The organism is Oerskovia enterophila (assembly GCF_044748475.1).
GTDB lineage: Bacteria > Actinomycetota > Actinomycetes > Actinomycetales > Cellulomonadaceae > Oerskovia > Oerskovia enterophila.
The window spans coordinates 294,174-313,417 of the sequence record NZ_JBIVFZ010000004.1 but is presented as its reverse complement, the minus strand read 5'-3'; the positions used below and the strand labels follow the sequence as shown (position 1 = coordinate 313,417).

The window sequence follows — 19,244 nt, the reverse complement described above, 5'->3', positions numbered from 1 at the left end:
CGTGAAGCGTCAACCGCAGTCGACCGCCTCGTAGCCGGTCACGATCTGCGTGGTGATCGGACCGGATCCTGTGTCGCCCGTCGCGGTCACGGTGACCTCGCCGGCCGGGATGCTCGCGGCACGGGTCGCGAAGGACTGCTGGGCCGACTTCTCGGGAGCCACGCCCGCGAAGGTCTTGCGGCCGTGCGGGGTCTCGACGACGACGTCCACGGGGACGTCCTCACCGTTGACCGCCCGAACCGTGAGCGTCGTACGCCCCGCGACGCACTTGGCGGTGACCGTCGCCGTGACGGCGAGCTCGGGCTGCTCGACGTCGGGCACGTCGAGGAAGATGCCGCCGATCACGGCGTTCGGGCCCGTGACCTTGTCGGCCTTGACCCGGACCGAGGACTCGATCCGGTAGGTGAGCCACACGCCCGCCGCGTTGTCCGCGACCGAGAACGCCGGGTAGAGGACCGAGCCGTCGGCCCGCAGGACCTGGACGTCCTGCGTCCTCGCCGTGTCGTGGCTGTTGACGTAGACCGACAGGTCGTAGACCGAGCCCTCGGGGACCGTGACGTCGACCGCCGCCCCGGCGCCGAACCACGTCGATGCGCGACGCGCGGCGCCGTCGGGCGGGACCTGGAGCGCCGAACGCTTGGTGGTGCTCTGCTCCCACGTCCAGGCCTGGGTCCCCGTGACCGGAGCCACCGTGACGCCCTGGGGCAGCTGCGTCCCGATCTGAGGGATCGCGTAGCCCGCCGTGCCGTACTTCCCGATCCAGTCACCCTGGGTCGAGGTGTCCTGACGAGGTGCGCCCTCCGGTGGGACGCCGACGCCGGACCCGACGGCCTCGAACACGTCGAGCGTCATCGACCAGTTGACCCCGGGGTTCGAGCGGAAGACCAGGTAGACGTCGTGCGTCCCGGCGGGGGCGGTGATCGGTGTCGGGTCCGTCTCCTTGAACGTGAACCATCCGCCCGTGCTGTTCACGGGTGTCGTGGCCACGAGCTGACCGGTCGGCGAGCCCAGACGCATCTCGATCCGTCCGCCGCCCTCCGGACCTGCCGACACGCGATACCGCACGGCGTCGATCCCCTGGAAGTTCATGTCCTCGTAGCGCAGCCAGTCGTTGTCCTGGATGTCGCCGACGTACTGACCGAGCTCGGCCGCGGCGTTGTTCTCGACCGCGACCCCCTTGACCTCGTCCCAGTAGTGCGCCTGGAAGCGCGTGGGGCGGTAGACGTTGGTCGCGCTCGTCGTGATCGGCTGGACGCCCGCGGCCCCGCCCTTGTCGGTGTAGCGCGCGTCGATGACCCAGAACGCGTCCGCCTCGAGGTGCCCCTCGTCGAGGATCGTCGAGGCCTCGCCCTCGCACGCGTTGACGGGCAGCGTGGGGTGCGCGTGCTCGTCGTGGCCCAGGGCCGGCTGGACCGTGACGTCCTTGCAGTCGATCTGGCCGTCCTCGGCGTCGGTCACCTCGACCTTCCACGGCAGGACGTCGTTCCAGCGGAAGAAGCTGCCGTTCGGCGGAGCCGTGATCGTCACGACCGGGCTCGTGTTGCCCACCACGATCGGGACCGTGGCGGTACCCGTCTTGGCGGACTCCGTCTTCTCCGTGACCGTCAGGCGCGCTTCGAAGTTGCCGTTGGTCGTGTAGACGTGGGTCGGGTTCTGCTCGGTCGAGGTGCTGCCGTCGCCGAAGTCCCAGGCGAACTCGAGCTCGTCGCCGTCACGGTCGACGGTGCCCTCGCTCGAGAACGTCACCGACAGCGGGGCGAGACCGGTCGTGACGTCGGCCGTGGCCTGTGCCGTGGGAGCCCGGCCGTCGGCCGCGTAGTCGACGCGGTACAGGCCCGAGTTGGGGTTGTCACGGCCGAAGCCGCCGCCCCACTCGAGGAGGTACAGCGCGCCGTCGGGCCCGAACTGCAGGTCGAGCGGCGAGAGGAACTGCTGGCTCGAGAGCACCGGGTTGATCGCGAGCAGCGAACCGTCCGCGGCCAGCGGGAACTCCTTGATGAAGTTGCGCCCCCACTCGAAGAACAACGGCGTGCCGCTGAAGTACTCGGGCCACTTGCGGTCCGAGTCGAGCGCCTGGTCGAAGTGGTAGACCGGCCCGGCCATGGGCGCGCCCGCGCCGCTGCCGAGCTGCGGGAACTCGGCCGAGGCGCCGTACGAGTAGTAGACCTCGGCGGGGATCGACGGCGGCAGCGCGGTCAGCCCGGTGTTGTTCGGGGACGTGTTGACCGGGTTGGCGCAGTCGAACTTCGCACCCGACGTGTTCGTCACGAAGTCGAAGTCGTTGTACGCGATGTTGTTCGCGTGGCAGTACGGCCAGCCGTAGTTGCCCGGGGCCTTGATCGACTGCCACTCGACGTAGCCCGCGGGGCCACGGTTCGGGTTGGCGGTGCCGGCGTCGGGCCCGTAGTCGGCGAGGTAGACCGTGCCGTCGACGTCGACCGTGAAGCGGAACGGGTTGCGGAAGCCCATCGCGTAGATCTCGGGACGGGTCTTGTCCGCCGTGTCCTCGGCCTCGGGGAAGAGGTTGCCCTCGGGCACCGAGTAGGTGCCGTCCGGCTCGGGCGTGATGCGCAGGAGCTTGCCGCGGAGGTCGTTGCTGTTGGCCGACGTGCCCTGGGCGTCGAAGTGCGCGCGGCCCGGACGCTCGTCGATCGGGGTGTAGCCCGAGGACTCGAACGGAACCACGTCGTCGCCGACCGACAGCCACAGGTTGCCCTGGCCGTCGAAGCGCAGCGTGCCACCGGTGTGCCCGATCTCCTTGTCGTCACGGCCGGCGGGGATCTCCAGCATCACGACCTCGGAGTCGAGGTTCATGGTGTTGCCCTCCATGGTGAAGCGGGAGAGTCTGTTGACCGAGCCGCCGTCCCGGGGGGAGTAGTAGAGGTAGACCCAGTTGTTCTGCGCGAACTGCGGGTCGAGCGCCAGGCCGAGCATGCCGTCCTCGCCGCCCCCGTACACGGGGATCGTCGCGGCCGTCACGGTGCTCTTGAGCTCCGGGTCGTAGATCCGGACCTGGCCGCGGACGAGCTCGGTGAAGAAGACGCGGCCGTCGCCTGCGACCGCGATGCCCCAGGGGGCCGAGGTGTTGGTGTCGAGCGGCACCTTGTCGAAGTTGTCCCACACCGTGCCGCCGCACGCTCCGGGCTCGACGCCCGCCGCGTAGCGGATGCCGCCGAGGGCGTGCTTGCGCACGTTCTCCTCGCTGTACGACGACTTGGCGTGGCCGACCGAGGTGACCCAGGTCCGGCCGCCCTCGTAGTCCGAGCACCACGTCACGGGGTGGTCGAGCATGCGTCCGGGGGTCGAGGTGGGGACGCTCGTCGGGTCGAGCTGGGCCAGGACGTGCTTGTCGCCCCGGACCGACTTGGTGAAGCCGTACCACTCCTCGTTGCGCTCCCAGCGCTCGGGCAGGTCAGCGGTCGACGGGTGCTCGCGGTCGACGACGGTCATCTCGCCCGGCGTCCCGGCGGCGGAGTGCGCGGTGAACTCGGTGCCGATGAGCGCACGGTAGAACGGGAAGCCCGGCTCCATGTCGAGCGGGTTGTGCATGGCGACGACGCCGCCGCCCCCGCGCACGTACTTCTCGAAGGCCTTCTCCTCGGCCGGGTTCCAGACGTCCCCGGACGCCTGGGCCAGCACGATCACGTCGAAGTCCGCGAGGCCCTCGTCGGTGAAGAGCGTCGAGTCGGTCGCCTGGACGACCTCGAATCCGCCCTCGGCCGCGAGCTCGTCCCACATGGCCTTGGCCTCGGGGACCGAGTCGTGCACGAACCCGGCCGTCTCCGAGAAGATCAGCGCCTTGAACTCCGGGTTCTCGGGGTGCTCGTGCCCCTCGTGGGCGCCGGCCGGCGCGGTCAGCACCCCGGCCAGTCCTGTCGACAGTGCCAGGCAGGCCGCGATGGCTGCCCCTCTGCGCGTTCTCATCTGTGCTCCCTCATGTCCGCTCCGTTGCGTCGGGCCCCTGCGATCTGTTCATACGGCGATCTGGCAACTTTTGATCGATGGTCGTCAGAACGTGATCGTGATGCTAGTGTCAGCGGCACCACATTGCAATACTGGTCAGTATGGTGAAGACGTGCAAGGCTGAATGGCCCGACGGAATCTCAACGATGAGGCCCGCAGAACCGGATCTCAGACCCGCACCGACCAGTACGTTCCTATCCCGATGGAGGGGTCCCATGCCACAGATCGGAATCGGTTTCCACACCGACGCCTTCAACTCCAGCCACAAGTCGTTCGAGCAGGCGTTGGCCTGGGCGCAGGAGAACGACGTCCACTACATCGAGCCGGGCGTGATCGAGGGCGCCTGCTGGATCCACGGGCTCGGCTACTTCCCGCACATCTCGCTCCTCGAGGACCCGGCGCTGCTCCGCAAGAAGATGGAGCGGTACGGCGTCGAGTTCTCCCAGATCGACGCGGCCTACCCGCTGTCCGGCCGGGACGGGCTCACGGTCGGCGTCCCGTACGTCCAGAAGGCCATCGCCTGGGCCGCCCTCGCGGGCTCTCCCCGCGTCGCGACGACCGACGGGCTCCACAAGCCCGAGGGGCTCGAGGACCGCGAGGCCCTCGACCTCATGAAGCGCAGCTACGGCGAGATCATCCGGGTCGCCGAGGCGCACGAGGTCGTCGTGACGATCGAGGTCCACGGGTACTTCACGACCAGGGCCGACTGGCTCGCGGAGATGCTCGCGTTCTGCGGGGACTCGCCGTGGCTGCGCCTGAACCTGGACACCGGGAACACCTTCATCGCCGGCAACGACCCGGTCCAGTTCGCCGACCGGTTCCTCGACAAGATCGACCACGTGCACATCAAGGACGTCTCACAGTCGCTCGCCGACGCCGTCCGTGGGGGCGCGACGGGCATCGCGATCAGCCACGTGGCAGCAGGGGACGGCGTGAACGCCGAGAACATCCGGCAGATCCTCGCGAAGCTCAGCGACAACGGGTTCGACGGCGTCCTGAGCATCGAGTGCGAAGGGCAGGGCGGGCCGATGCTCGCGGACTCGTTGTCGTGGCTCCGCAAGGAGATCGCGGCGGCCGGGTTCACCGAGCGCGTGCCCGCGTTCGCCTGAGCTCCCCCGGTCGCGCGTCGGCAGGTGCGCGACGGGGACCGTCCCGTTCAGTACCGACGAGTATGGAAGGAGGTAGGGTGGCGTCATGCCGACGTCCTCGCCCACTGTTGCCAAGCCCGACGAGCTCGCGCTCGCAGCGTTCACGCTGTTCTCGACGCGAGGCATCGCCGGGGTCAACATGGACGCGATCGCGGCAGGCGCCGGGGTGACCAAGGGCAGCCTGTACTGGCACTACTCCTCGAAGAAGGAGGTCGTGCTCGCAGCGTGCGGGGTGTACTACCGCCAGTGGCGAGAGGCGATCACCGCCGCGACGGAGCAGTCGACCGGCGCGTTCGCGAAGGTCGAGGCCGCCGTGGAGTACTCGGTGCGCAGCTGCCTGCTGGACGATGCGAACCGTGTCTTCACGATGGAGATCGTCGCGCAGGCGCTCTACGACCAGGACGTCCGCGTGAGCTGGGCGGGCTTCCTGGACGAGGCCGAACGGTACTTCCTGGGACTGACCCATCGCGCGGTCGGTGCCGGAGAGCTCGAGTGCGACGACGTGGACAGCGCGGTCAGCGTGATGTTCTCCGCGATGGAGGGCATCAAGCAGATCTCGTTGTTCCGGCCGCAGTCCTGCGCGCCGGAGAGCGAGCTCCGGATCAGGGCCCAGCTCCTGTCGCTCCTCGGCACCCCCGTCCCGGGGCGTCCCGCCAAGGCCCCGAAGGCCTAGCGTCACCCCCCGCAGGCCCTGAGAACAGGACCTGCACCTTCTCCCGGCCGGGCTCGGTGTCGAGCCCGTGGCCCGGGAGCACCCTCGAACACCCTGTTCGACGCGGCGTACCCGTTTCCTGCCGGGCGGCTCGCCGCTGCCGTCATCACCCCGTTCAGCACCACCGTTCAGCGCATCCATCAGACGACGACGTCTCGATCATCAGGAGCAGGAAATGCGTTCTTCTCGAGTTCTCATGGCAGGGGCCGCGACCGCGGCACTGCTTTTCACCGCTGCGTGCACCACCGACGCCCCCACCGACGCGGTCCCCGAGGCGGGGGGCACGGCCTCGGAGGAGGCCGGGGCCGACGAGTCCGGTGCGAACAGCCAGTGGTTCGTGCAGGCCGACTACGAGCGCCAGCTCGCGCAGCGCTCGGCGGTCCCCGAGGGCCCGGCCGACCAGCCGTGGCTGCAGGCGATCGACCCCGAGTTCGTGGACACCGCGCAGTACGCCAAGGAGGGGGGCAAGAAGCTCTGCTTCTCCAACGCCTCGCTGTCCAACCCGTGGCGTGTGACCGCCTTCATCACGATGCAGCAGCAGGTCGAGGTCCTCAAGGCCTCGGGCGAGATCTCGGAGTTCCGCGTCTCGGACGCGGCCGACGACGACAACAAGCAGATCACCGACATCCAGGCGTTCGTCGAGGCCGGTGACTGCGACGCGATCATCATCTCGCCCTCGACCACCGCGACCCTGACCCCGGCGGTCGAGGCGGCGTGCGAGAGCGGCAAGCCCGTGATCGTGTTCGACCGCGGCGTCAACACCGACTGCATGGTCACCTACATCCACCCGATCGGTGGCTACGCCTACGGCGCCGACGGCGCCGAGTTCCTCGTGGACAACCTCGAGCCCGGCTCGAAGGTCCTGGCGCTGCGCGTGCTGCCGGGCGTCGACGTGCTCGAGAACCGTTGGGCCGCCGCGGACAAGATCTTCTCCGAGAGCGAGATCGAGGTCGTGGGCCAGGAGTTCACCGGTGGTGACGGCGCCAAGATCAAGGACATCGTGACGCAGTACCTGCAGCGCGGTGACGTGGACGGCATCTGGATGGACGCCGGTGACGGCGCCGTCGCGGCGGTCGAGGCGTTCGAGGACGCCGGCAAGCCCTACCCCGTGTTCATGGGCGAGGACGAGCTGAGCTTCATGCGCAAGTGGCAGGAGACGGACATGACCGCGCTCGGGACGGTCTACTCGACGTTCCAGTGGCGTACGCCCGTGCTCGCGGCCCAGAAGATCTGGAACGGCGAGCAGGTCCCGGTCGAGTGGGTCCTCCCGCAGTCGCCCATCACCGAGAAGGACCTCGACAAGTACCTCGAGGCCAACAAGGACATGCCGTCGCTGCACTACGCCAAGTTCGGTGGCGAGGACCTGCCCGGCTACCCCGAGGCCTGGTCCGACCGCTGAGCCGTCACCTCTCGAACGGAGCACACCGGGCCGCCCCGTCCCTCGACCGACGTCGAGGGACGGGGCGGCCCGCTGCGCGGCGGGTCTGGAGGGGGGCGGGCTGGATCAGAGGACCGCCTGTGCGCCCGTGAGGTGGGCGGGGTCGGGATCGAGCGCGACGTCGTCGGGCGTGACCCCCACCGACCTGGCGAGCGCCTCGACGTCGCTGCCCTGCAGGAGCGGCAGCGACTCCCGGACGTGCTCGTCGTCCCAGGTCCACCACCGGGCCCGCCAGAGCAGCTTGCGCCGCAGCGCGTCGAAACGATGGCGCACCACGCGCCCGTCACCCACGACCACAGCGAAAGGAGCGACGTCCTTCGCGACGACGGCGCGCGCCCCGATGATCGCACCCACCCCGATCTGCACGCCGCCCAGGATGGTCGACTCGTACCCGGTCCAGACCTCGTGCCCCACGACGGTGTCACCGATCGGCTTCCAGGCGTCGGCCGCGCCGTCGACGAAGTTGAACCCGTACGCGGTGACCGCGTCCATGTCGTGCCCTTGGTTGCCGCCCAGCAGGAAGGTCGTCCCCGACGCGAACTGGCAGAAGTTGCCGATCACGAGCTTGTCGGTCGGGACACCGTGGTAGGTGGGGGAGTCGGCGAAGAGGTACCGCGCGCGGTCGGCAAGGTCACCACCAGGCCCGCTTGAACCCTGCGGCCTCGGCCTCCTTGCGGTTGTCGAAGCACACGTCGGCCACGACCTCCTTGAAGTTCCACTCCTCGCCCCGCACGTAGTAGACGTTCGTGGCGCCGTCGGTCGGGCGCAGGAAGAGACCCTTCACCTTGCAGTCCTTGGGGATCGGCGTGGTCGTCGGAGTAGGAGTCGGAGCGGGCGTCGGTGCAGGCGTCTCGGGAGGCGCGGGCTCGGCCGCGACGGGCGGCGCCTCCTGCGTCGGGGTCGGCGTCGGGCTGGGCGTGGGCTTGGGCTTGACCGGTGCGGGGACGACGGGGTCGCGGGGCGGGGGCAGCGTCGACCCGGTGGGGAGCGGTTCGTCGGGGCACGTCGAGAGGACCGCGACCATGGCGGCCTGCTCGGCGGCCGAGACCCGCAGGCCGTACGTGTACTTGACCGCGACCTGGCGGGCGACGTAGGCGCACCGGAAGGACTCGGCCGGCGGGAGCCAGGCCGATGCGCTCCCATCACCCTTCTGCTGGTTGAGCGTGCCGTCCACGACCAGGAGGTTGAGCGGGTCGTTGGCGAAAGCCTCGCGGCGCGGCACGTCCCACGACTGTGCGCCGTGGCGCCAGGCGTCGGTCAGGGGCACGACGTGGTCCACCTGGACCGCGCCGGACGACAGGGGGCCGCGCTCGAACGCGACGTCCTTGCCGCTGTACGGGTCGCTCAGGAGCCCGGTCATGACCACGCAGTCTCGCGTCCCGGGCTTGAACGAGACCCCGGACAGGGACCGCGCGAGCGCGTCGTTGCGCGTGTCGCAGCCGTTGCCGTCGGTGTCCGCGAAGCGCGTGCCGAACGCGTCGGCCGAGTACCCGGTGACGGGGTTCGGCTCGCCGACCTCGAGGAGCGCGACCGTCGCGAGAGCGCTCTGCGACGGTGCCGCCGCCGTCACGGTCGCGATGTCGAGGGCCGCGAGCTCGAGGACGGCCGAGTTCGCGACCTCGATGTAGTCCGGGGTGCTGTCCTCGGGCGCCTCGTCGACGGGCGTCGGGGCGGTCGACGGCTTGGCGACCACGGCCGGCGGTGCCGGGTCTTCACCCTGCCCGGCGAGGGCCGCGGCGCTGCCGGTGACCGCGACGACCAGCACGGCAGCCCCGACCCAGAGCGCGGGCCTGGAGAGAAGACCCCGCTGCGGGGCGGGCCGACGCGCTCGGGTGCGCTGCGCCGTCGGGCCGGACGGGTGCGGGCCCGCGGGAGGTCCCGACCTCACGGCTCCCGCCGGCGGAGGCGGCACGGGGGGCAGCGCGCGCACCGAGGAGGCCGGCGCATACGTCGCGGGCTGCTCCTCGATCGATGGCCTGACCTCGGCGAACGGGGTCGCGGGCTGGTCCGTGCGGGGGAGCGCTGCGCCCACTCCGAGAGGCAGGCGCTGCGTGCTCGCGGGCAGGGCCGTGGGGCGCGTGTGCTGGGACCAGCGGTCGCCGTCGAACCACCGCTCGGTGCCGGCGGCCGAAGGATCCGAGTACCACCCGGGAGCGGTGCGACCCATCAGGCCTCCTGCTGCTCTGGCCGCCTGCGAGCAACCCTCCGGCGGCGTCCTGGACCGGCAGGGCGATCGAAGATTAGCCGAGGGTGGAGCACGGCGACGAATCCGTCCGGCCCGACGGCGGAGCGCGCCCCGGTGGTCGTCTCGCCCCGGTCGCACGGGCACCGGTGCTCAGGCCGTGGCCGACACCTGGACGGGACCGCGCGAGGAGGCCACCGGCTCCGGTGCCAGCAGGTACCGGCGGAGCGTGGCGAGCATCCGGTCGACCTTCTCGACGTCGGCGGAGTACCGCACGCGCCGTCCCTGGCGAGCCTCGCGCGGTTGGTCGGCGCGGACCAGGCCGTGCCGTTCGAGCCGACCCAGGACGTGCAGGACGGACTGCTGGTGGGCCCCCGTCGCGAGGGCGAGCTGACCGCTCATGAGACCGCCGTGGGTCGTGAGCTGCCGCAGCACCGCGCGGGTCAACGGGCTCGTGAGCTCGTCGATGACGGACTGGACCGCGTCGTTCTCCGGGTCGGGGACGTAGGCGTAGCGCGACATGGACTTCTCCTCGGGGTGGGGCCGCCGCGCCGCCCGGGGGGACGGGCGACGCGGCGGCGGCGATGGGCTACCCGCAGGCGGCCGGCTGGAAGGGGGACTCGACGACGGTGGTGCCGCCGCCTGACCCCGTGGCGGTGGTCTCGACGATCCCGGTGGCGTCACCGGCCTCGCGGACCCGGAAGGTCTGCGACGCGGACCGTCCCGGTGCGACCCCGACGAACGTCTTGGTGCCCGCGGGAGTCCGGACGACCACGTCGAGCGGGACCTGCTCGCCGTTCACGACGCGGACGGACAGGTACTGGACCCCGGCCGTGCACTTCGTGGTGACCGTCGTGCCGATCGACAGGTCGGTCGCGAGCCGGGGGTCCGCGGCGCCCGGCGCGAGGGCCTGGAGGCTCGAGAGCCCCGGCCCGCCGGCAGCCCACCCGTCGACGGTCAGGGCGACGTAGCGCGTGGTGGCTCCGACGTCGAGCGAGCCGCGGCCGGACCCACCCTCGATCCGGCCGACGTCCGTGAACGTCAGACCGTCGTCGCTGACCGAGACCGTGGCCGCCGGGGCGTCCCCGTCCCAGCGCGTGACGACCCGGCCGACCTCCTGCGGGGCGCCGAGGTCGGTGACCATGCGTCCCGTGGCGGAACCCGGCGACCAGGCGGTCGACGGGTCGCCGTCGACCGCGAGCGACGGCGACGTCATGCCCGACGGGAGCACCGAGGCCGGGAACGTGAGGGTGCTCAGGGCGTGGTCCGCCACGGGGAACGGGGTCGCTCCCCGGAAGCGGAGCGTGGTGGGCGTCGCCGTGCCCGGGACCGCGACCTCGCGGGCGTCGCCCGTCTCGGCATTGCGGACGACGAGCGAGACGGGGGCCGCCGAGGTGAGGACCACGGTGCGTGCGTCGGTGACGTCGGCGTCGAGCGACCCGGTGACCTGCGAGACGTCGAGCGTCGCACGGGGTGCCAGGACGACCGCGCTGCCGGCCGGGACGCTCACCTCGACCTGGGACCCGGCAGCCGTCACACGCTGCCTGCCCGGGTAAAGGGCCGCCGTCGAGGCGTCGTGGGCCACGGTGACCGTCGTGGTGACCGGCGCACCGGTGAGGTTGAAGACCGACAGGTAGCCGTCCAGACCGCTCACGAGCGTCCCGGGCGAGCTGCTCGTCGGGACGGCGCGCGCGGCCTGCTGCGCGGTCGTCGCCGCGTCGCCGACCACGGCCTCGACGAGCCGGGGGCCCGTCGCGCCGTCGGCCAGGCGCACGACGTGCTTGGCGTCGCCCGAGCGCGAGACGGTGACCGGGGCGTCCGTGCCGCGGACCACGAACCCGCCCTTGCCCTCGATGTTGATCCAGCCGCCCTGCGAGCGCAGGACCTCGGTGCCCTTCTCCTCGTGCCGCCCGGCGTCGTGCCAGGTCGTGCCGTCGGTCGAGGTCTGGATCACGTACACGTCTCCGGCCGACGCCTCCCAGCCCAGCTCGACCCGGGACACGTCCTGGACGGTGCCGAGGTCGATCTGCACCCAGGAGTCGGGCCGGGTGCGGTCCGTGCGCGAGACGGCCCAGCGGGTGTCGGCCTTGCCGTCCGTGACTGCGGTCGCGGGCTTGCCGTCGTCGGCGCTCGACGCGGTGGCGGGCCTGCCCGCCGCGAGGTTCGTCGACCCCTGCGGGCCGAACGCGCGCAGGTGGTAGAGCGAGTACCCGTAGTCGGCGTTGCCGCGGACGCCCTGCATCCGGACGAAGCGCGCGGGGGCGGGGGAGGACCCGTCCGCCGCCGTGAGGTCCACGGTGTCGAGGCGCGCGACGTTGGCGTCCTGGGCCGACTTCCCGTACCGGGTCGCGACGGTCCAGGTCGTGCCGTCGAGCGAGGTCTCCACGGTGTACTCGGCGCCGGCCGAGGCCTCCCACGCCAGGCGCACAGAGGCCAGGGTCCGCACCTCGCCCAGGTCCACCTGGACCCACGAGTCGGGGCGGGTGCGGTCGGTCTTGGAGACCGCCCACCGCGTCGTGGGGCTGCCGTCCGTGACGCGTGCGGCCGTGCGGCCGCCCTCGGCGTCCTGGCTCGACGCGGTCGCGGGCTTCTTCGCGGCCAGGTCGGCCGCCCCGTCCGGGCCGTAGGCGTGGAACGCGTACATCGAGTACCCGTAGGTCGCGTTGCCGCGGATGCCCTTCATCCGGACGTAGCGGGCCTGGACCTGGTCGAACGGCAGGTCGTCGACGCGCGCCGCGTTGGCGTCGGCCGGGTCCGTGGCCGGGACGACGGGGTTGGCCGCGGTGACCTCTCCGTCGGACGTCGTGTAGGTGCGCGACCCGTCGAGCCCGTTGTACCCGCCCATGTCGAGGTTGCGGACCGTCACGGTCCCGTCGGTGGGACCCGCGCCCGTCGAGGCGTAGATCGCAGACCCCGTCGGGAGCGTCACCTGGCCCGCGTACCCGTCCCCGATCCGGAAGACCGAGGCGGTCCCGTCGAACCCGTCCCTGGCAGCGGTCGAGACGTCGACCGACCGGGCGCTCACCTGGGCCGATGCGTTCGGGTAGAGGAAGGGCGAGCTGCCCGAGAGGTGGAAGAGCCACGAGTCCTGCTCGGGGACCCAGGGGAACTTGACGAAGCCCTGGCGGCTGACCGCGCCGGCCCAGGCGTTCGCGGACTGCTGGACGACCAGGCCCGGGCCCGCGCCGAAGTCACGGACTCCCGCGAGGCGCTCGAAGAGCTCGTCGGAAGGGGTCGGGACGACCGGACCCTCGGGGGACTCGGCGCTCGCGACGTGCAGGAGGTAGGAGATCGCGATCTCGGCGCGCGCCTCGGGCTCGTACTTGGCCTCGCCCGAGAACTTCGTCAGGCGGTAGACCGGCGCGTACATCTGGTAGTCCGCGAGAGCGTCCGCGAGGCTCGCCTCGGCGCGCGCCGCGTCAGGGTCACGCAGGACCTGACCGAGGAACGCCACGGGCAGCACGTCGCGGCCGTAGAGGAACTCGCGGTCGTTGACCATGGGCATGAACGGCTCGCCCTGCTCCGACATGACGAGCTGGATGGACCGCCACAGCTCCGCGGAGTTGGGCTGCTCGAGCAGGATCTCCGGGATCGGCTCGCCGGCCAGGAGGAAGTGGATCGCGTTGCGCGCCCCCGAGCGCCACACGTCCGACTGGTAGTGCGGCCCGAACGACCCGTGGTTCTCCACGATGTAGGTGTCGTAGATGTTCTGCATCGTGTTGTCCGAGACAGGAGCACCCGCCACGACCGCGGGGTTGTTCTTGTCGGCCGTCGGCTGGCCCGCGGCGTTGCGCCCCCAGGTCGCGAGCTGGTCGGCCCAGCGGCCGGCGTCGGGGTCGTCGGGCGCCCAGGCGAGGCCCGGTGCGAGGGCCTGCGTGTAGACGCCGACCTCCTCCTGCGCGGTGTCGCCCTTGTACCCGCCCGTGGGCCAGTGGGCGTTCCAGCCACCCGACAGCGGGTCCTGGGCGAAGTTCAGGTCGGCCGCGTAGCGCGACTGCTCGGTCGCGATCGTCGTGAGGTTCGCGCGCGTCGTCGCGTCGAGGTCGTCCCACAGGAGGCGGCCCGCGGCGAGGAAGTACGACTGGAAGGTCGACTCCCAGAACAGCTTGCGCCCCCAGGTGCCCTGGGGGTTCACGAGGCGGTTCGACGCCGCGTAGTGCGTGATCGTCGAGAGCGTGTGCGCCTTGAGGTCCTCGCGCGAGATGCCGGCGAGCTCGGCGTCGTACTCGCCCTGGGTCACGAGCACGGCGTTGCCGAGCACGACGGCGAAGTTCATGTCCTTGAGCTGGTAGACGCCTGCGGCAGGGTCGTAGACCGACTCGACCCAGCGGGTGTGGCGCAGCAGCGCCTCGTAGTACGTGGCGGCCGTCTCGTCGGGGGCGCCGTAGGCCGGGGCCGTGGACGAGGTGCTCGCGCCGGTGGTCGCGGGCACCCCGGTCGCGGAGGCCGTGGCCGTGAGGCCCGCGAGGAGGAGCGAGCCCGAGGTCAGGGCGACGACGGCGGTCCGGAGCGCACGTCGCCGGGGCCGGCGCGAGGGCCGTGGCTCGGGAGCGCGGTCCGCCCGGGGACGGAGGGGCGTGCGGTGCATGGTCGGCTGCTTCCTGCGTCGTCGTCGACGCATCGGAGGGGTGGAGCCCCGGGGGCGGGAGGGCGGTCCCGCCCCCAGGGTCGTGCTCACTGTCCGCAGGTCACCGCCGCGTGCTCGACGTCGGTGACGGTCTCGCGCACGTCCTGCGCGTCGCTCGGCCGTGCGGTCACGGTGACGCTCCCGGCCTCGACGTCGGCGGACCGGGTCGAGAAGGTCTGTGCGGCGGACCTGCCGGGGGCGACCTGCGAGAAGGTCTTGGTGCCCCACGCCGTCGCCACGACGACGTCGAGGGGGACCGAGTCGTCGTTGACCACGCGGACCACGACGGCCCCGGTCCGGCCCGTGCACTGCGCCCTGGCGCTCGCGACGACCTCGACCCCCCGGTCGACGATCGGCTCGGAGGTGCCGACCGCGAACAGGTGCATCACGCCCTTGTCGGTCCCCTGCGGCAGGATCACCGACTCGATCGTGCGGGTCGGGTCGACCGACACCGGCACCGTCCCGAAGACCTTGGCCTGGGTCGTGTCCTTGGTGCCGTTGGCCTTGTTGCGACCCGTCGTGGTCACGACCGGGACGTTGCCGAACTGGTAGGTGGTCCCCGGGGTCCAGTCCGTCAGCTCGACCTGGACGTCCTGCCGGGTGCCGTCGGTGTAGACGACCGTCGCCGTGCCCTTGGCCGGCCCGTTGGTGGCCAGACCGAGGAACGAGATCTTCTCGACCCGGACGCCCATCGGGACGCTCTGGCCGTGGGGGATCCAGTTGTCGGGCGCACCCGGCGCGGCATCCGGCCAGGTGTAGGTGACCCCCGTCGTGCCCAGGGGGAGGCGAGCGCCGGGAGTCGCGCCGGCCGCGGCAAGGTCGGCGCGGGACAGGGTGTTGTCGGACGCGTCGATCGAACCCGTCGCGCCCTTGCCGTCCGTCGTCGTGCCGATGTTGTTGAAGACGTCGCTCCCGTCGGTGAACGACGGCGGGACGTCGGCCTTCCCGGTGCCCCAGGTGCCCGGGGTCGAGCGCATGGTGAGGTCGAGCGTGCCGCCCTGCTGGGTGAAGGACTCCGGGAGCCACGAGGCCGAGGACGTGACGCCGTCGACCCGGAGCGAGTCCACGTAGCGCGATCCGCTCGACGCGCCGGGCGCCGTGAGCGAGATGACCCGGGGCGCACCGTCGGCGACCCGGCTCGTGATGGTGACCTGGTCGAACGCGGGCGAGGACACGAGCAGCTCGGCGCGGCCGAAGATCGCCGGGTAGAGGCCGAGGTTGGACCAGACGAACCACGACGAGAGCGAGCCCAGGTCGTCGTTGCCGGGAATGCCTGTGGGAGCGGTCGTGAAGAGCTCGGCCCGCGCCCGGTCCAGGGCGTCCGTCGTCTTCGCGGGCTGCTGGAGCCAGTGGTAGACCCAGGGCGTCGAGGTGCTGGGCTGGTTGCTCATGTAGGCGTACGGGGTGTTGTAGACGCCTGCGTCGAGCCGCGTGAGGTGCTTGTCGAGATCGGCCGTGACCTTCTCCACCCCGCCACGCTTGGCGATGAGCGTGCTCATGTTCTGCGGGACGGCCCAGCCGTACTGGTAGCCGGTCGCCTGGTCGAACTGGTTGCCCCGCTCACCGAGGTTGAACGCGCGGTCGAAGCCGTTGCGACCGCGGGGACGGATCTCGCGGGTGACGGGGTCGAACACGTTCTGCCAGTTCTGTGCGCGCTGCATGAACCGGTCGTACGCCGCGTCGTCGCCCAGACGCTGGGCGAGCTGGGCGATCGAGAAGTCGTTGGTCGCGTACTCGAGCGTCGTCGAGGTCGAGACGGCGTTCTTCGCGTTCTCGACGAACCCGAGTCCTGCGAACTGGTACCCGTTGTCGCGCTTGTTCCGCGCGGCGTCGAGAGGCAGGGCCTGCGAGGAGACGAGGTGCGCGAGCGCCGCCTCGCGGTCGTAGTCGGTGCTGCCGAACGCGTCGATGACCGAGAGGACGGTCGGCAGGGAGTCTCCGCTCATCTTCTGCTGCGCCACGCCGAGGTGCGGCCAGTTGGGCCAGTAGCCCGACTGGCCCACCAGGTCGACGATCGACTGGTTGATGTCGGACGCGACGTCGGGGAAGAGCATCGCGACGAGCTGTGCCTGGCCGCGGTACATGTCCCAGCCGGAGTACGTCGCGTAGTGGTGACGCCCGGGTTCCACCTGGCGGACCGTGCCGTCGTAGCCGAAGTACTCGCCGTTGACGTCGTCGTAGGTGTTCGGGTGCAGCAGCGAGTGGTAGAGCGCCGTGTAGAGGGTCACCTGCTCGGCCTCGGTGCCCCCCGCGACGTCGATCGTGCTCAGGGCGTCGCGCCAGGTGGTCTCCGCCGATGCGCGCGCCTCGTCGAACGTCACGTGGCCCGCCTCCGTGGTGGCGTTCTCCGCGGCGTTCTCGATGCTCACGTAGGACAGGCCTGCCTTGACCGTGACCTCGGCCCCGTCGGGGAAGGTCACGAAGACGCCCGCACCGTGCCGCTTCTGTGCGGACGCGCTGGTCGAGCCGACCGTGACGTCCCCGCCGGTCCAGGTGCCGGACGAGACGATCGGCTGGTCGAACGTCGCCGAGTAGTACGCCTTGTAGCGCCCGCCGCCTTCGCAGACCGGTGCGGTCTCGACCCAGCCGGAGATCGTGCTGCCCTCGATGGTCACCCCGCTGCCGAAGACGCTGTTGTTCGAACCCGTGGTGTTGAAGATCAGGGTCGACGAGTCGGCGTCCGCGGGGAAGTCGAAGCGGCTGATCGCGGTGCGGGTCGTCGCGGTGAGCTCGGTGGACACGCCGTTCGCGAGGTCGACCGAGTAGTACCCGGGTTCGCCGACCTCGTCCGCGTGGTCGAACGCGAGGTAGTACGGCTTGATGTCGTCGCCGGGGGAGGACGGGAGAGCGCCCTGGGCGGTGAGGGGGCCCGCGTAGGGCAGGACGGGAAAGTCGAACGCGCCGTTGCGGTTGACGCATCCCGTCCCGGACAGGCGGTTCATGCCGAACCCGCGGATCTTGTCGGCGCTGTACTCGTAGCCGCCACGCATGTCGCCGTCGCGGCTGCGGAAGGTCGTGGGGCTCGACTGCACCATGCCGAAGGGCACCGTCGCGCCGGGCCAGGTGTTGCCGTACGCCGCGTTCCCCTTGTTCTGGGAGAAGTCCTCGGCGGTACCGATCCAGGGATCGACGGCAGCGAAGGGGTCCAGGTTCACGAGGTCGGCGCCGGCGACGGGCTGGGCCGTGGCGGTGCTCGGGGCCGTGAGGCCGAGGCCTGTGACGAGGGCCGCCGCCGCGACCAGCGCGGGCAGACGGCCGCGGGTGCGGGAGGGGGAGGCTGGGACGGGCAAGGGACGTGTCCTCTCGGGGGTGCTGCCCACCCCGGGGCGCGCCCGGGAGCGGCGTCGCGCGTGGGGTGCGCGGCGCCGTCGGGCAGGTTCGGGGGTGAGGCAGGTGGTGCGAGGGTCGGGCGGGTGTCGGGTCTGTCGCCGCGGGTTGGGCGGCGGGCTGGTCCGCTGTCCTGTCTGTGTGCTCGTCTCGACTTGACAGCGCTGTCATGGTCGGGTGTACTCACCCTATACACACCGGGGTCGTCCTGACCAGCCCCTCGTTGCGACGAGTCGGTCAGGTGGCACTCCGGGCCGGGGCGCGCTGGGGTGTGGAAGAATCCCCGCCAGTCAATCGTGCGGGGGTGGATGTGGTGGCCAAGGACGGCCGAACTGCACGCGGTGGAGGTCGACCGACCCTCGCCGCGGTGGCCGAGGCCGCAGGAGTGAGTCTCAAGACCGCCTCCCGCGTGCTCAACAACGAACCCAGCGTCTCCGAGTCGACCCGGCTCAAGGTCCGTGCAGCGGCCGACGCGCTCGGCTTCCGTCGCAACGCCGTGGCGGCCGACCTCGCGCGCGGAGGCGTCTCGCGGCTCGTCGGCTTCGTCACCGGTGACATCGCCAACCCGTTCTACTCGGACCTCGCGAGCGGGATCGAGCGCGAGCTGCGCAAGCACGGGCTCCAGCTCATCACGGCGAGCTCCGACGAGGACGTGGACCGTGAGCGCGAGCTGATCGACGCGCTCATCGAGCGCCGGGTCGCGGCTCTCTTCATCGCCCCGACGGCCGACGACCACTCGTACCTGCGTTCCGAGCTCGCCGACGGCGTGCCGATCGTCTTCCTCGACCGCCCGCCGGGCGGGATCGACGCTGACACCGTGGTGCTCGACAACCGGGCCGGGGCCGCGGCCGCCGCGCGCCACCTCGTCGACCAGGGGCACCGCAGGATCGCGCTCGCGGGGGACCTCCCGCGGCTCTGGACGTTCCGCGAGCGTCGTGAGGGCTTCGTCAACGCCCTGCGGGACGCGGGCATCGGCGACCCCGAGCGCTACGTGCGCGACGGGCTGCACGACGCCGAGACGGCACGCGTCGCGGTCGAGGAGCTGCTGGCGCTCGACGAGCCGCCCACCGCGATCCTGACGGCCAACAACAAGATCACCCAGGGGGCGCTCCGGGCGCTGCACCCCGCGGCTCGTGGGGCGCGGCGCGACGTCGCCCTCGTCGGGTTCGACGACTTCGAGCTCGCGGACATCCTCGAGGTCAGCGTCGTCGGCTACGAGGTCTCCGCGATGGGCCAGGAGGCCGCGCGGCTCGCCGTGGCGCGCATCGAGTCGCCCGGCGAGCCTGCGCACCTGCGTGTCGTGCCCACGGTCCTCATCCCGCGCGGGTCGGGCGAGATCGCCCTGGCGGCGCCCCTGGAGGGCGTGCCGGCAGTCGGCTGAGGCGCACCCGTCGGCGGTGACGTCTCGATCCTCGGGCGCCCGCGCGACCCGTGCTCCCGCAGGGCGCCGCGTCCGCGCGGTGCTGCGGCGCCGCCCCGCGGCACCGCTGCCCGCTCCCGTGCCCACCGGTGCCTGCTCCCGTGCCCACCGGTGCCTGCTCCCGTGCCCACCGGTGCCTGCTCCCGTGCCCGCCGGTGCCTGCTCCCGCGGCGCATTCACGCCCAGGTGCCCGGTGGAGGTCGTGCGCGGCGGTGTCGGCTGAGCGGGACTGGGGCCCGCCCAGCGCAACGTGGATTCGATCAGCGCAACCCGTGCCGTCGGGAGTCAGGGCGCCACCGGGTGATCCGCGGAGCCTGCCCTGCCGCCCCTCGGACCGTGAGGAACCGCGGGATGTCCGGGTTCGTGGGGGAGGCCGCTTTGTCGCCGACGTCCTCTTCGGGGCGCCCTGAGGTCTCCCCCAGGTAAC

The 19,244-nt window shown here is 71.5% G+C and carries 10 protein-coding genes; 4 read left to right on the top strand and 6 right to left on the bottom strand.

The window, feature by feature from the left end; all coding sequences use genetic code 11:
- Positions 1–9: 9 nt before the first annotated feature.
- Positions 10–3,924: a ThuA domain-containing protein gene (locus ACIPWA_RS14380; RefSeq protein ID WP_400291169.1), complete on the bottom strand. Its 3,915-nt coding sequence runs from the start codon at positions 3,922–3,924 to the stop codon at positions 10–12.
- 254 nt (positions 3,925–4,178) lie between these two features.
- Here ACIPWA_RS14380 and ACIPWA_RS14375 point away from each other — a divergent pair, with 254 nt between their 5' ends.
- The 3 genes from ACIPWA_RS14375 (at position 4,179) to ACIPWA_RS14365 (ending at position 7,222) form a co-directional block, all read left to right on the top strand.
- On the top strand, positions 4,179–5,072 hold the full coding sequence (locus tag ACIPWA_RS14375; protein WP_056764557.1) for a sugar phosphate isomerase/epimerase family protein: 894 nt from the start codon (positions 4,179–4,181) through the stop codon (positions 5,070–5,072).
- Positions 5,073–5,157: 85 nt separating this feature from the next.
- Positions 5,158–5,784 (top strand): TetR/AcrR family transcriptional regulator, encoded by a 627-nt coding sequence (locus tag ACIPWA_RS14370; protein ID WP_400291167.1) that lies wholly within the window; start codon positions 5,158–5,160, stop codon positions 5,782–5,784.
- A 214-nt stretch (positions 5,785–5,998) separates the two neighbouring features.
- Positions 5,999–7,222: a substrate-binding domain-containing protein gene (locus ACIPWA_RS14365; protein WP_400291165.1), complete on the top strand. Its 1,224-nt coding sequence runs from the start codon at positions 5,999–6,001 to the stop codon at positions 7,220–7,222.
- 105 nt (positions 7,223–7,327) lie between these two features.
- Here ACIPWA_RS14365 and ACIPWA_RS14360 read toward each other — a convergent pair whose 3' ends face one another.
- The 5 genes from ACIPWA_RS14360 to ACIPWA_RS14340 form a co-directional block, all read right to left on the bottom strand.
- Positions 7,328–7,822, bottom strand: coding sequence for an LbetaH domain-containing protein (locus ACIPWA_RS14360; protein ID WP_400291163.1), 495 nt, complete (start codon positions 7,820–7,822; stop codon positions 7,328–7,330).
- 70 nt (positions 7,823–7,892) lie between these two features.
- Positions 7,893–9,428: a GmrSD restriction endonuclease domain-containing protein gene (locus ACIPWA_RS14355; protein ID WP_400291161.1), complete on the bottom strand. Its 1,536-nt coding sequence runs from the start codon at positions 9,426–9,428 to the stop codon at positions 7,893–7,895.
- 168 nt (positions 9,429–9,596) lie between these two features.
- Complete coding sequence (locus ACIPWA_RS14350; protein ID WP_400291160.1) at positions 9,597–9,965, bottom strand: ArsR/SmtB family transcription factor; 369 nt, start codon at positions 9,963–9,965, stop codon at positions 9,597–9,599.
- A gap of 67 nt (positions 9,966–10,032) precedes the next feature.
- Positions 10,033–14,031, bottom strand: a complete 3,999-nt coding sequence (locus ACIPWA_RS14345; protein WP_400291158.1) for a discoidin domain-containing protein — start codon at positions 14,029–14,031, stop codon at positions 10,033–10,035.
- An 86-nt stretch (positions 14,032–14,117) separates the two neighbouring features.
- Positions 14,118–17,360 carry a GH92 family glycosyl hydrolase gene (locus ACIPWA_RS14340; RefSeq protein WP_400291156.1) on the bottom strand — a complete coding sequence of 1,081 codons (3,243 nt, stop codon included), beginning with the start codon at positions 17,358–17,360 and terminating at the stop codon, positions 14,118–14,120.
- A gap of 206 nt (positions 17,361–17,566) precedes the next feature.
- Between ACIPWA_RS14340 and ACIPWA_RS14335 the strand changes: the two genes are divergently transcribed.
- Positions 17,567–18,778 (top strand): LacI family DNA-binding transcriptional regulator, encoded by a 1,212-nt coding sequence (locus ACIPWA_RS14335; RefSeq protein ID WP_400291154.1) that lies wholly within the window; start codon positions 17,567–17,569, stop codon positions 18,776–18,778.
- Positions 18,779–19,244: the final 466 nt, after the last annotated feature.

Bases quoted from the DNA above. Each gene is read 5' to 3' on its own strand.
- ACIPWA_RS14380 (WP_400291169.1), bottom strand. From the start codon at position 3,924: ATGAGAACGCGCAGAGGGGCAGCCATCGCGGCCTGCCTGGCACTGTCG.
- ACIPWA_RS14375 (WP_056764557.1), top strand. From the start codon at position 4,179: ATGCCACAGATCGGAATCGGTTTCCACACCGACGCCTTCAACTCCAGC.
- ACIPWA_RS14370 (WP_400291167.1), top strand. From the start codon at position 5,158: ATGCCGACGTCCTCGCCCACTGTTGCCAAGCCCGACGAGCTCGCGCTC.
- ACIPWA_RS14365 (WP_400291165.1), top strand. From the start codon at position 5,999: ATGCGTTCTTCTCGAGTTCTCATGGCAGGGGCCGCGACCGCGGCACTG.
- ACIPWA_RS14355 (WP_400291161.1), bottom strand. From the start codon at position 9,428: ATGGGTCGCACCGCTCCCGGGTGGTACTCGGATCCTTCGGCCGCCGGC.
- ACIPWA_RS14350 (WP_400291160.1), bottom strand. From the start codon at position 9,965: ATGTCGCGCTACGCCTACGTCCCCGACCCGGAGAACGACGCGGTCCAG.
- ACIPWA_RS14345 (WP_400291158.1), bottom strand. From the start codon at position 14,031: ATGCACCGCACGCCCCTCCGTCCCCGGGCGGACCGCGCTCCCGAGCCA.
- ACIPWA_RS14335 (WP_400291154.1), top strand. From the start codon at position 17,567: ATGGTCGGGTGTACTCACCCTATACACACCGGGGTCGTCCTGACCAGC.